The 11,896-nt window shown below is 63.4% G+C and carries 10 protein-coding genes; 6 read left to right on the top strand and 4 right to left on the bottom strand.

What is annotated here, in order from left to right; all coding sequences use genetic code 11:
* Together ACTJGZ_RS03900 and ACTJGZ_RS03895 are read right to left on the bottom strand one after the other, a co-directional pair.
* The coding region (locus ACTJGZ_RS03900) for an NAD(P)H-dependent flavin oxidoreductase (RefSeq protein ID WP_441661638.1) at positions 1-1,059 on the bottom strand (1,059 nt) is incomplete at its 3' end.
* Between the two features lie 183 nt (positions 1,060-1,242).
* The gene (locus tag ACTJGZ_RS03895) at positions 1,243-2,145 is read right to left on the bottom strand and encodes a recombination-associated protein RdgC (RefSeq protein WP_441661637.1); all 903 of its coding nucleotides are present in this window, start codon (positions 2,143-2,145) and stop codon (positions 1,243-1,245) included.
* Between the two features lie 499 nt (positions 2,146-2,644).
* Between ACTJGZ_RS03895 and recA the strand changes: the two genes are divergently transcribed.
* Positions 2,645-3,727 (top strand): recombinase RecA, encoded by a 1,083-nt coding sequence (gene recA / locus ACTJGZ_RS03890; protein ID WP_441661636.1) that lies wholly within the window; start codon positions 2,645-2,647, stop codon positions 3,725-3,727.
* A 5-nt stretch (positions 3,728-3,732) separates the two neighbouring features.
* Complete coding sequence (recX, locus tag ACTJGZ_RS03885) at positions 3,733-4,434, top strand: recombination regulator RecX (protein WP_441661635.1); 702 nt, start codon at positions 3,733-3,735, stop codon at positions 4,432-4,434.
* A 5-nt stretch (positions 4,435-4,439) separates the two neighbouring features.
* On the opposite strand, the gene ACTJGZ_RS03880 is transcribed toward recX, so the two are convergent.
* Positions 4,440-5,354 (bottom strand): LysR substrate-binding domain-containing protein, encoded by a 915-nt coding sequence (locus ACTJGZ_RS03880; protein WP_441661634.1) that lies wholly within the window; start codon positions 5,352-5,354, stop codon positions 4,440-4,442.
* Positions 5,355-5,703: 349 nt separating this feature from the next.
* Here ACTJGZ_RS03880 and metE point away from each other — a divergent pair, with 349 nt between their 5' ends.
* The 3 genes from metE to ACTJGZ_RS03865 all read left to right on the top strand — a co-directional run bounded on the left by metE (position 5,704) and on the right by ACTJGZ_RS03865 (position 10,552).
* Positions 5,704-8,001, top strand: coding sequence for a 5-methyltetrahydropteroyltriglutamate--homocysteine S-methyltransferase (metE, locus tag ACTJGZ_RS03875; RefSeq protein ID WP_441661633.1), 2,298 nt, complete (start codon positions 5,704-5,706; stop codon positions 7,999-8,001).
* Positions 8,002-8,225: 224 nt separating this feature from the next.
* On the top strand, positions 8,226-9,206 hold the full coding sequence (locus ACTJGZ_RS03870) for a helix-turn-helix transcriptional regulator (RefSeq protein WP_441661632.1): 981 nt from the start codon (positions 8,226-8,228) through the stop codon (positions 9,204-9,206).
* Between the two features lie 158 nt (positions 9,207-9,364).
* Positions 9,365-10,552, top strand: a complete 1,188-nt coding sequence (locus tag ACTJGZ_RS03865) for a multidrug effflux MFS transporter (protein ID WP_441661631.1) — start codon at positions 9,365-9,367, stop codon at positions 10,550-10,552.
* 67 nt (positions 10,553-10,619) lie between these two features.
* Here the strand turns inward: ACTJGZ_RS03865 and ACTJGZ_RS03860 are convergent, their stop codons facing one another.
* The gene (locus ACTJGZ_RS03860) at positions 10,620-11,492 is read right to left on the bottom strand and encodes an EamA family transporter (protein ID WP_441661630.1); all 873 of its coding nucleotides are present in this window, start codon (positions 11,490-11,492) and stop codon (positions 10,620-10,622) included.
* A gap of 62 nt (positions 11,493-11,554) precedes the next feature.
* Between ACTJGZ_RS03860 and ACTJGZ_RS03855 the strand changes: the two genes are divergently transcribed.
* The coding region (locus tag ACTJGZ_RS03855; protein ID WP_441661629.1) for a MarR family winged helix-turn-helix transcriptional regulator at positions 11,555-11,896 on the top strand (342 nt) is incomplete at its 3' end.

Here is an 11,896-nt window from a genome sequence, read left to right as displayed (position 1 = left end):
TGCCGCCAGTTCTTCAGCCAGGGTGCGCAGCATGTCCGCGGCGGGCAGCTCCCGCGCTTGCGCGAAGCCTTGTCCGGCCCATTGCGCCGCGTAGCCGGTTTCGCCCTGGGCGCTGGCCAGCGCATTGAGTTGCTTGGCGGCGTCATAGGCCAGCGGGTAGTCTGCGGGGCGCGGACTGCCGGGCGCTTCGCCGTGGCGGATCAGGGTATTGAGCAGGCCGCGAGCCGGCCGTCCCGATAGGACGGGGGTCAGGCGGGTTTCGCGGCCGGCGGCTTGGCGCAAATTCTGGCGGTAGGCGTCATTGGCCGAGGATTCCGGGCAGAGGATGAAAGCGGTGCCGAGTTGCGCAGCGCTGGCGCCGGCTTGCAGGGCGGCGTGGATATCACTGCCGTTCATCAGGCCGCCAGCGGCAACAAGCGGCAGTTTGACCTGGCCGCTCAGGCCTTGCAGCAAGGCCAGGGTGCCCAGCGCTTCATCCGGCCCTTCCGGGTCGAACATGCCGCGGTGGCCGCCCGCTTCTATGCCTTGCGCGACAATGGCATCCAGCCCGGCGGCTTCGATGCGGCGGGCTTCTTCCAGGCTGGTCGCGCTGGCCATGAGGTAGATCCCGGCATCGTGCAGCGCCTGGACTTGAGCCGGGCCGGGCAGGCCGAAGTGGAAACTGACGACCGCAGGACGCTCTTCCAGCAGCATGGCCAGGATGCTGTCATCCCCCAGAAAACTGAAATAGATTTCCTTGAGATGGCTAGGAGGCTGGCCGCCGAAACGGGCGAACAGCGGGGCCAGGTGGCGCAGCCAGGCAGCTTCGCGTTCGGCATCGCGGCGGGCGGGAGCGTGACTGAATACATTGATGTTGAAGGGGTGCTGCGTGAGCTTGGCCGTGGCGCGTATCATTTGCCGCGCCTGCTCGGTGGTGCTGGCGCCTATGCCCAGCGAACCCAGGCCGCCGGCATTGGAGACGGCCGCAGCGAGTGCCGGGGTGGCCACGCCCGCCATGGGCGCCTGAATGATGGGGTGAGCGATAGCCAGCCGTTGGCAGAATGCTGCTGCGAGATCCATATCAGGAGGTGTCCTTGCTGAAGTCGGCCCGTGCGGGCAGCGGTGGGTGGTGCCGCGTGCTTCAAGTATCCTCCCAAAGCCGCCGCCAGACAAATCGGCGCGGCTGGGGAGGGCAGGACCAGGCGCAGTGATAACGGCTGCGCCCGCCAGCGATCAAGGCCCGCAGGAAGGGCCTGACCGTGCTTAGCTGGATTTCTTTTCGCCGCCCAGGGCATCTACCAGCGCGGCGACCATCTTGGCCAGTTCGCCCGTCATCAGCGTCATGTCCGTGTCGAAACGCTCATCTTCCGCCAGGCCGGTGGCTTCGCTGTTTTCCGCGAGCACATCCAGCGGCGCAATGCGCTTGATGTCCAGCGCATCGGTCAGGACGAAGGACACGCGGTCTTCCCAGGTCAGCGCCAGGCGCGTGCACTGTTTGCCGCTGGCAATGTGGCGGCGCAGCTCCTCAGGTTCCGGGGCATGCTTGACGTAACGCACGGCGGCTTTGCCATCACCGGCGGCACGCAGTTCGGTGTCCTGGTCGATGGTGAAACCGGCAGGCGCTTCATCTTCGGCCAGCCAGCCCGTCATGGCCGCGCCGGGGGACTGTTCCACATACAGCGGTTCGGCGGGGAAGGGGCTGAGCGTCTTGGCGAGCAGGCCCAGGGCCTCGTCGGCCTTGGCGGAAGCCGCCGCGTCTATGGCCAGCCAGCGGTTCTTGCGGTCTATCCAGATCAGCGTGTCACGGCTGATGCTGAAGGCGCGCGGGAGCAATTCATCATAGATACGCTCCTTCAGTTCCTTCATTTGCTTGCGGCCAGGCTTGTAGCCCTGCTGGGCTTCGAAATCGGCGGCACGCTCTTTGGCAACCTGATTGACCACGGTGCTGGGCAGCAGCTTTTTTTCCGTGCGCAGCGAGATCAGGATCTGATCACCGATGGCATGGGCGAAACGGCCATTTTCGCGGACTGGCGTCCAGCCCAGGGTTTGCGGCTGCGAGCTGTTGCCGGGGGTGAAAGCCAGGGTGGCCAGCTGTTCGTCCAGCTCGTCCACACTGGGATTCCAGCTGGGATTCAGACGATAGAGTTTCAGATTCTTGAACCACATGGCGCGCTCGCAAAAGTGGGCATTCTAATACAGGCCCGACAGACGGGGGGATCGGCGGCGGTTTGCCTGTGAGATGGCCGGGGGCAAAAAAACGGCCTGGTCATGGACCAGGCCGTTGGGGAACGCTCGGCGTCGTGCGAATTGCTCGCGGGGGCACGGCGCCAGCGATGAAGCGGCACCGGACATGCGGCACAGGGGGGCTGTGCCTGTCATGCGGGGGAACCGGTGTCCGCCATCATGGAAGCCAGTCTAGTCTCTCTGGTCTGACAGCGTCCTGAATAATTCTTCCCGCCGTGCCGCAGGTGATGGCCCGGCGCGATGCCGCCCCGGGCAAGTGTCAGAAATCGTTAGTAAGGCTGCCGGATGACAGCGGCGGGCTGTGGCGGATTTGTCATGCTGGTTTTTTGTACAGTATAATCTGATGCCATAATGCCGACGGTACCTGGTTGTCGGCGCTCCGGTCAGCTTCCGGGCATCTACTCAGCTTAAGGATTCATACATGGACGACAAACTCAGCAAGGCCGCCGCGTCGGAAAAAGCCAAGGCGCTGTCCGCCGCGCTGTCGCAGATCGAAAAGCAGTTCGGCAAAGGCTCCGTCATGCGCTATGGCGACAACGAAGTCGAGCACGATATCCAGGTGGTCTCCACGGGGTCGCTGGGGCTGGACATCGCCCTGGGCGTCGGCGGCCTGCCGCGCGGCCGCGTGGTGGAAATCTACGGTCCGGAATCCTCGGGCAAGACCACGCTGACCCTGCAGGTCATCGCTGAAATGCAGAAGGTCGGCGGCACCTGCGCCTTCATCGACGCTGAACATGCGCTGGATGTGCAATATGCGTCCAAGCTGGGCGTGAACCTGTCCGACCTGCTGATTTCCCAGCCGGATACCGGCGAGCAGGCGCTGGAAATTACCGATGCCCTGGTGCGTTCAGGCTCGGTGGATCTGATTGTCATCGACTCGGTCGCGGCACTGGTGCCCAAGGCTGAAATCGAAGGCGACATGGGCGATTCCCTGCCTGGTTTGCAGGCCCGCCTGATGAGCCAGGCGCTGCGCAAGCTGACTGCCACCATCAAGCGCACCAATTGCATGGTGATCTTCATCAACCAGATCCGCATGAAGATCGGCGTGATGTTCGGCAACCCGGAAACCACCACGGGCGGCAATGCGCTGAAGTTCTATTCCTCCGTCCGTCTGGATATCCGCCGTATCGGTTCCATCAAGCGCGGCGACGAGGTCGTGGGCAATGAAACCCGCGTCAAGGTCGTCAAGAACAAGGTGGCGCCGCCTTTCAAACAGGCCGAGTTCGACATCATGTATGGTTCGGGCATTTCGCGCGAAGGGGAAATCATCGACCTGGGCGTGCAGGCCGGTATCGTTGAAAAGTCTGGCGCCTGGTACAGCTATAGCGGCACGCGCATCGGCCAGGGCAAGGACAATGTCCGCGAGTACCTGAAAGAACACGCGGATACTGCCGTGGAAATCGAAAACCGGGTACGCGAAAGCCTGGGGATTTCCTTGCGGGCGGCGTCAGCGGCAGCCCCGGCGGGCAAGAAGGGTGAGGCGGAAGGCGGCATCGCTGACTGAAGCCTGTGAACGCAAGCTGGCGCAACAATCCCCCGCTGACGCCCAAGCGCGCCACGCTGGGTGATGCCTACAGAGAGCCGGACGAGGATGAAGATTTCGAGTCCGGCGCAGCGGTGGGCGGCGCCGATTTCGCAGGCCCGGTATCGGCTGATACGAAACCTGCGGCGGAAATAGCGCCGGAACTAGCGGCGGCACCTGAGGCCCGCGCAGCAAGGCGCGGGCCGTCGCTCAAGGCCAGGGCCGTGGGGCTGTTATCCCGCCGGGAATACAGCCGCAAGGAATTGAGCCGGCGTCTCGCGCTGCATGCGCCGGATGAAGAAACCCTGACGGCATTGCTGGATGGCTTGCAGCGCGAAGGCTGGCTCTCCGACGAGCGCTATGCGCGCAGCCAGCTGAACCAGCGCAGCGCCCGCCAGGGGGAGCGCCGCATCATCGGTGATCTGCGCCGCCAGGGCGTGGCGGATGAATTGCTGGATACCTTGTCCGAGGACTTGCGGGCGACGGAATACGAGCGTGCCGTGCAAGTCTGGCGCAAGCGTTTTGAAGGCAAGGCCTTGCCGGATACGCCCAAGGAATATGCGCGCCAGGCCCGCTTCCTGGCTGCCCGTGGCTTTGCCGGGCATGTCGTGGGCAAGGTGCTCAAACTTGCCCTGCGTGGCCAGTCCGAACCCGAGGGCATGGAAGGGTTTGAGGATTTTTCGGATTAGACCGATTAGACCTCATGAATGCCTGACAGTGTCTTGAAGCAGACCGTCCGGGCAATTTTCAGGAATTCCTGCATATAGGGCGCCTGTTCGTCTTCTGCGCGCACGGCGGCATAGAGCGTCCGCCAGACACCTTGGCGTCCCAGCTTGGCAATGTGCAGCCAGCCTTGATTCAGATATTCCGTCAGCGCCCAGTTGGGCAGGGCGGCGACACCCCGGTTGCTGGCAACCAGCTGGGCAATGATGGGGGTCAGTTCCGCTTTGCGAATGGCGGCAGGTTCAATATCCTGCGGATCCAGGAAGGCGGTGAAGACGTCCAGGCGCTGGCGCTCTACCGGATAGGTGATGAGCGTCTGGTCGGCCAGATGGATTGCTTCGATATGTCTATGTTCGGCCAGCGGGCTGCTTTGGGAAACGGCCAGCACCAGTTCATAGCGGAACAGGGGCACATAGGCGACGGCTTCCAGGGCTTGCGGGTCTGAGGTCACGACAAGATCCAGATCGCCGCGCAGCAGGGCCGGCAGCGGCGCGAAGGAAAAGGCCGCCGATAAATCCAGGGCGACTTCCGGCCACTTGGCACGGAATTCATCCATGGCAGGCATCAGCCACTGGAAGCAGGAATGGCATTCAATGGCCAGGTGCAGACGGCCGGTGCGGCCCGCAGCCAGGCGTGTGATTTCACGTTCCGCGGTGCGCACTTTGGGCAGGATGTCGTCGGCCAGCGCCAGCAGGCGCAAGCCCGCCGTCGTCAGCCGGGCTGGCCGCGTGCGGCGGTTCAGCAAGGAAACACCCAGGCGGCTTTCCAGTTCGCGCAGCTGATGCGAGAGCGCGGATTGGGTGACATGGAGCCGTTCGGCCGCTTCGAGCAGGCTGCCGCCATCGCGGATGGCGCACAGGGTTTCCAGGTGGCGAATTTCTATCATGGTGTCTGAATAGGGCAGCTTGGCTATGCGGGCCGGGCGCATGCCGCCGGGAAGATGCCCGTTGCTGGCGGGCAGGCGCATCCGGTGGGGGGCTGAACGGCTGGCAAGTCTGCGTGTTGGATAAGAATTCTAAATAAAGGAAGGCATACAAAAAGGCGTCCAGGGCCGGGAAAAACCGGCATCCGGCGTTCCGGCGTGAGCCGAAAACGTATTTTCATGAGTTTTGCTCATGTTCATGCCTTATATGAGTTTATCTCATTTTATGGATGTGATATTTGATTTTGTCATTGTTGTATTCCCTAGCAAAATGTCTTTGTCTTGAAAATAATTTGTACAGGGGTATTTATAAATGACGAAAATTCATAATCTGGGTTTCCCGCGTATCGGTGCTCAACGGGAACTCAAGCGGGCGGTGGAAGCGTATTGGGCGGGCAAGCAGGATCAGGCAGCCTTGATCGCCACGGGGGCGCAGCTGCGCGCGGCGCACTGGCGTATGCAGGCTGAGGCAGGGGTGTCTCTGGTGCCGGTCGGTGATTTCGCCTGGTATGACCAGATTCTGGAATGGACCACGCTGCTGGGCGCCGTGCCTGCGCGTTTCGGTCATCCGTCCGGTGCGGATGTGGATCTGGACACGCTGTTTCGCATGGGCCGCGGCCGCGCGCCCTCAGGCACGCCGGCCGCGGCCTGCGAAATGACCAAGTGGTTCGATACGAACTATCACTACATTGTTCCGGAATTGACGCCGGGCCAGACCTTCCGCATTGCCCGCGATTACCTGTTTGAGCAGGTCGCTGAAGCGCAGGCGCTGGGCTATCAGGCCAAGCCGGTGATTCCGGGGCCGCTGACCTGGCTGTGGCTGGGCAAGGGGGATGCCTTTGCTGGCGGCGCGGGCGATGAAGCCAAGCTGGCGCTGCTGCCGTCGCTGCTGCCAGTCTATGCCGATGTGCTGGCTCGCTTGGCCGCGCAGGGCGTGGAATGGGTGCAGATCGACGAGCCCATCCTGGCGCTGGATCTGCCGCAAACCTGGCGCGACGCGTTCCAGACGGTGTATGCCCGCCTGGGCCATGTTGGCCCCAAGGTGTTGCTGGCCTCTTATTTTGGCGGGTTGCAGGACAATCTGGCGATGGCCGCAGCCTTGCCGCTTGCCGGTCTGCATATTGATCTGGTGCGCGCCCCGGCGCAGCTGGATGCTGTCCTGCATGCCCTTGGCGCAGACAAGGTCTTGTCGGCCGGCATCATCAATGGCCGCAATATCTGGCGTACCGATCTGGATGCCGCCGCCGCGTTGCTGGCGCCTGCCCGGGAACGTCTGGGCGAGCGCCTCTGGCTGGCGCCGTCTTGCTCGCTGCTGCATGTGCCAGTCGATCTGGCGCATGAAACCGAGCTGGATGCCGAGCTGAAAAGCTGGCTGTCGTTTGCCGTGCAAAAGCTGGACGAACTCAAGTGGCTGGCGGCAGCGGTCGGCGGCACGGCGGATGCGTCCACACAGGCGGCGCTGCAGGTGCAGCGCCAGGCGCTGGCTGCCCGCAGCAGTTCGCGCCGCATTCATAATCCGGCCGTTGAGCGGCGCTTGCAGGCCGTGGCGGAAGTCTCGCGTGAGCGCGCGCCGTTCCCGCAGCGCATCGCGGCCCAGCAGGCGCTGTTCAAACTGCCGGCTTATCCGACGACAACCATCGGTTCTTTCCCGCAAACGGCAGAAATCCGCGCGCTGCGCCGCGATTGGAAATCGGGCGCCCTGACCGATGCTGCTTATGAAGCCGCCATCCGCAAGGAAATCGAAGCCGTGATCCGTTTCCAGGAAGACGTCGGCCTGGATGTGCTGGTGCACGGTGAGCCAGAACGCAATGACATGGTGGAATACTTTGGCGAATTGCTGGCCGGTTTTGCCTTTACCCGCAATGGCTGGGTGCAGAGCTATGGTTCCCGTTGCGTCAAACCGCCCATTATTTTCGGTGACGTCGCCCGCCTGGCGCCGATGACGGTAGGCTGGTCTTCTTATGCCCAGTCTCTGACGGGGCGCCCGGTCAAGGGCATGCTGACCGGGCCGGTCACGATTCTGCAATGGTCTTTTGTGCGTGACGATCAGCCGCGTGAAGATACCTGCCGCCAACTGGCCCTGGCTTTGCGCGACGAAGTCGTGGACCTGGAGCAGGCCGGTATCCGCATCATCCAGATCGACGAGCCGGCCATCCGCGAAGGCCTGCCGTTGCGCCGTGCCGACTGGGATACCTACCTGGATTGGGCGGTGGACAGTTTCCGCCTGTCGGTGGCGGGGGTGCGGGACGACACGCAGATCCATACCCATATGTGCTATTCGGAGTTCAATGACATTATTGACTCCATTGCCGCCATGGATGCGGATGTCATTACCATCGAAACCTCGCGCTCGAACATGGAGCTGCTGGAAGCCTTCGAAACCTTCCACTATCCGAACGATATCGGCCCTGGTGTGTATGACATCCACTCGCCTAATGTGCCGGAAGTGCAGTGGATGGTGGAATTGATGAAGAAGGCAGCGGCCCGTTTGCCCAAGGATCGCCTGTGGGTGAACCCGGATTGCGGCCTGAAAACGCGTGCCTGGCCGGAAACCCGCGCTGCGCTGGAAGCCATGGTGGACGCCGCGCGCGAACTGCGCAAGGCGGCCTGAAGTCCAGCCCAGCCAACCCTCCACCCCGGCAGCCGCGCAGGCGGCTGCCGGACAGAGGCCCGCAAGCTTTTCTGATATTTGGACGGCATGTCACAATGGCAGGCATGCCGGTTCTCCTGTCCTGCCTGTTCCGCTTTTTTCGCCTGTTCCGCCAGTTCCGTTTGTCCTGCGCAGGGCAGCCAGCATCGTGCGGTTAAGCCGCGAAAATCTCTGTTGGCCAGGCAATGACTGCTGCATCTTCATCCTCTAGCGTTAGCTTCACCCTGTCTGATTTTGACGGCTTGGGCGGGCGCGCGGGATTCCGCTATGGCCTGCCTGAGCATGAGGGCTCCAGCCGGAGCATGGCGCAACTTTGCATCGCGCAAGGCCGCGTCCAGGAGCACCGCATCCGCTCAGGGCTGACGCTTGTGCTGTCGGACATTTTTGCCCGCCGCCAGTACGCCGCGACTGCCACGGCAACGCCGCAGTTTTCCGCCATTGTCATGCTGCAAGGCCGTGCGCAGGCCCAGCTGGATGCGCAGGATGCGCAGGATGCGCAGGCTATCGTGGCGCAAAGCGGCGCCAGTATCGCCTGCGGCGATGCCATGGCCATGACCGCGCTGCATCCTGCCGGGCAACGGCTGCGCAGTCTCAATATTTCGTTCGATCCCTCTGACGCCGCCGCGGATGCGCTGCTGGCAGAAGCAGCCGCCAAGGTGATGAGCGCGGGCGGAGGGCGCTTGCAGCGCTGGGCGGTACCGGCCCATCTTCTGCAATCCATAGAGCAGCTGATGGCGGAAAGCGCGTGGCAAGGCGCCATGCACTGCCTCTTGCTGGAAGGGGTGGGCCTGCAAGTGCTGGCGCATGCCTTGGCGGGAGGCGCTCAGGCCGATGAGCGGAAGATAAGGATTTCGGCACGAGACCGGCAACGGCTGGAGCGAGTGCGCGAACGTCTTTATCACGCGCCGGGCGAAGATTTCACGCTAGCAGAATTGGCCGGTTTGGCCTGCATGAGTCCCAGCACATTACGCGTCAAATTCCAGGCGGTGTACCAGCGCCCGGTTTTTGCCTGGCTGCGCGAGCGCCGGCTGGAAGTGGCCCGCGGCTATCTGGCGCAGGGCTGGAGTGTGCAGCAAGCGGCGCATTTCGCGGGCTACCGGCATGCCTCCAATTTCGCCACGGCATTTCGTCAACGCTATGGCATTGCGCCCAGCGAGTTGAACTGACCCTGCGGTGCCGGTGCCGGTGCTGTGCTGCGCGGCGCGGGCCTGTTTCGTCATTGCACAAAGGTTTCCAGACATTTGGCATAGCCGGATGGCGGCGCTTTGCGTCACGATGAAGGTTCCGCCCTGTTGCCGGGCATTTCATTCAGATGCAAAAGGCTGTGTCCCGATCTTCTCCCCCTTCTTATTTACAGATGGTGTTGATGCTGGGCCTGTTGGCCTGCATTGCGCCTGCCACGATAGACGCCTATCTGCCTGCTTTCGGCGCCCTGGAAAGAGAATTTGGCGTGCCCCCCGAGGCCGTGCAGCAAACCCTCGGCGTTTATATGCTGGCCTACGCTTCGATGCTGCTTTTGCATGGCACGCTGTCGGATGCTTGGGGCCGCCGCCCGGTCATTCTCGCTTCCCTTGCCGTGTATCTCGCTGGATCATTGACGGCGGCGCTGGCGCCCAGCCTGGGCTGGCTCTTGGCCGGCCGTGTGCTGCAAGGCTTGTCAGCAGGCGCGGGGCTGGTGGTCGGCCAAGCCATCGTGCGGGATTGCTATGACGAGGCTGTGGCCCGGCGCACCCTGTCCTATATCGTCATGGTATTCAATGTGTCGCCGGCGCTTGCGCCCCTATTCGGCGGCCAATTGACTGCGCACTATGGCTGGCGGGCGGTTTTCCTGATGTTGGCTGCGCTGGCGCTTGGCGCCTGGCTGCTGTGCGGCATGCGCCTGCCGGAGACGTTGCCGGCAGCCAGGCGCCAGCCCCTGGCATGGCACGAATTGGGCAGCGATATGTGGCGGATGCTGCGCAACCGAAGCTATATGGGCATGACCCTGGTGGCCAGTTTGCTGGTGGCGGGCCAGGCCTTCCTGATCGGCGGCGCCCCTGATTTCATCGTGCATACCCTGAACCTGCCGGAGACGGCCTTCGCCGTCCTCTTCGTGCCGCTGGTGGCGGGCGCCATGGCAGGGGCGCTGGCGGCGGCCTCGTTGTCTGCCCGCTGGGATGACAGCAAGACCCTAGGCTGCGCCTATCTGCTGATGCTTGGCAGTTGCTTGGCGAACACGGTGTACCTGTTTGTATGCCCAACCCCCGCATTGCCTTGGGCGGTGCTGTTGCCCGCTGTTTTTACTGGGGGCCTGGCGATGGCCATGCCTGCGTTGACGCTGCGGATACTGGCCCACGCGCCCAGGCGTGCCGGGTTGGCGGCTTCCTTTCTGGGATTTTTTCAGATGGCGGGGTTTTCGGCGGTGAGCGGCTGGTGCGTTCCCTGGATCTATGGCCAGCCGCTAGGCATGGCGCTGGCGATGCTGGCTTGCGTGATAGCCAGTGTCGCGGGATGGGGAATGCTGCGGAAATGAGCGCTTGGGCAGGGCGGCGCTGGCCGGCCCTGGCCCGCCGGCCAGCGCCGCCGGGCCAGGAGAGGCATTAGCGCGGGCGGGCGGCAGTCCACTGGACGGCAAAGACGCTGGCCAGGACGATGGCCAGGCCCAGGAGGGCCGGGCCGGTCACGGATTGCGAGAGCAAGACCCACCCCAGCACCACGGCGGTCAGGGGGCTGAGCAGGCCCAGGGATGCCACGGCCACGGTAGGCAGCCGGGCGACGCCGCGGAACCAGAGAGCGTAGGCCAGCATTGCGCCCGCTAGGCAGAGATAGGCATAGGCCGACCATTGCGTGAGTGTCAGCGCAGGCAGCGGCGGTTCGAACAGCCAGACGACAGGGGCCAGCATCAAGCCGCCGATCAGCAGTTGCCAGCCCGTCAGCGCCAGCACCGGCATTTGCAGTTTCCAGCGGTGGGTCAGCCAGACGCCGCTGGCCATGGCGGCGGCGCCCAGCAGCGCGGCAGCAATGCCTATGGGTTCAAAGACTGTTTGGGGCGATAGCAGCAGGATGGCCATGCCCAGCACGCCCGCGATGGCCGCCCAGAGGGTGTTGCGCAAGGGCGAGCGGCCGTCAATGGACCAGCTCAGCAGCATGATCAGCAGAGGCTGGATGGCGCCCAGCACGGCAGCCAGGCCACCGGGCAGACGATAAGCCGCCACGAACAGAAAGGCCTGGAACACGCCGATATTCAACGCGCTCAGCACGATGAGCTTCCCCCAGTCCTGGCGGGCGGGCAGGCAGCGCGTGAACAGCAGCAACAGGATGCCGGCAGGCAGCACCCGGATGAGCGCCGCGGTAAAGGGCAGGCCCGGTGGCAGGATTTCGGACGTCACGATATAGGTCGAACCCCAGATCGTGGGGCCCAGCGCAGTCAGCAGGATATCGCGCCATTGGCGGGAGGAAGGAGAGCGACTCATGATTTTATCTTCAGTTCAAGATAAAATCATTGTGTCTATCAATTACCTTGAAGTCAAGATAAATGAGCAATGCCTATCATCGCAGGCCAGCAGACTCCGTGGATGCCATTCTGGCCCAATGGCAGCGTGAACGCCCGGAGCTGGACGCCAGGCCCATGGGGCCGATCGGGCGCATCAAGCGTTGCGCGGCGTTGCTGGAGCCGCCGCTGGAAGCCGCGCTGGCTGAGTTCGGGCTGGCGCTCTGGGAATTCGACATGCTGGCCACTTTGCGGCGCGCCGGCCAGCCCTACCGGCTCAGCCCGACCGAGCTGTTTTTTTCCTTGATGGTGACGTCGGGCACGATGACTCACAGGCTCAAACGCCTGGAAGCCCGCGGTTTCATCGAGCGTGTGCCGAACGCACAG

Source organism: Kerstersia sp. (assembly GCF_052103615.1).
GTDB lineage: Bacteria > Pseudomonadota > Gammaproteobacteria > Burkholderiales > Burkholderiaceae_B > Kerstersia.
The sequence above is the reverse complement of the archived record's forward strand: the minus strand, read 5'-3'. Positions and strand labels throughout refer to the sequence as shown.

Coding starts and splice junctions, on each gene's coding strand:
- ACTJGZ_RS03895 (WP_441661637.1), bottom strand. CDS start 2,145: ATGTGGTTCAAGAATCTGAAACTCTATCGTCTGAATCCCAGCTGGAAT.
- recA (WP_441661636.1), top strand. CDS start 2,645: ATGGACGACAAACTCAGCAAGGCCGCCGCGTCGGAAAAAGCCAAGGCG.
- ACTJGZ_RS03880 (WP_441661634.1), bottom strand. CDS start 5,354: ATGATAGAAATTCGCCACCTGGAAACCCTGTGCGCCATCCGCGATGGC.
- metE (WP_441661633.1), top strand. CDS start 5,704: ATGACGAAAATTCATAATCTGGGTTTCCCGCGTATCGGTGCTCAACGG.
- ACTJGZ_RS03870 (WP_441661632.1), top strand. CDS start 8,226: ATGACTGCTGCATCTTCATCCTCTAGCGTTAGCTTCACCCTGTCTGAT.
- ACTJGZ_RS03860 (WP_441661630.1), bottom strand. CDS start 11,492: ATGAGTCGCTCTCCTTCCTCCCGCCAATGGCGCGATATCCTGCTGACT.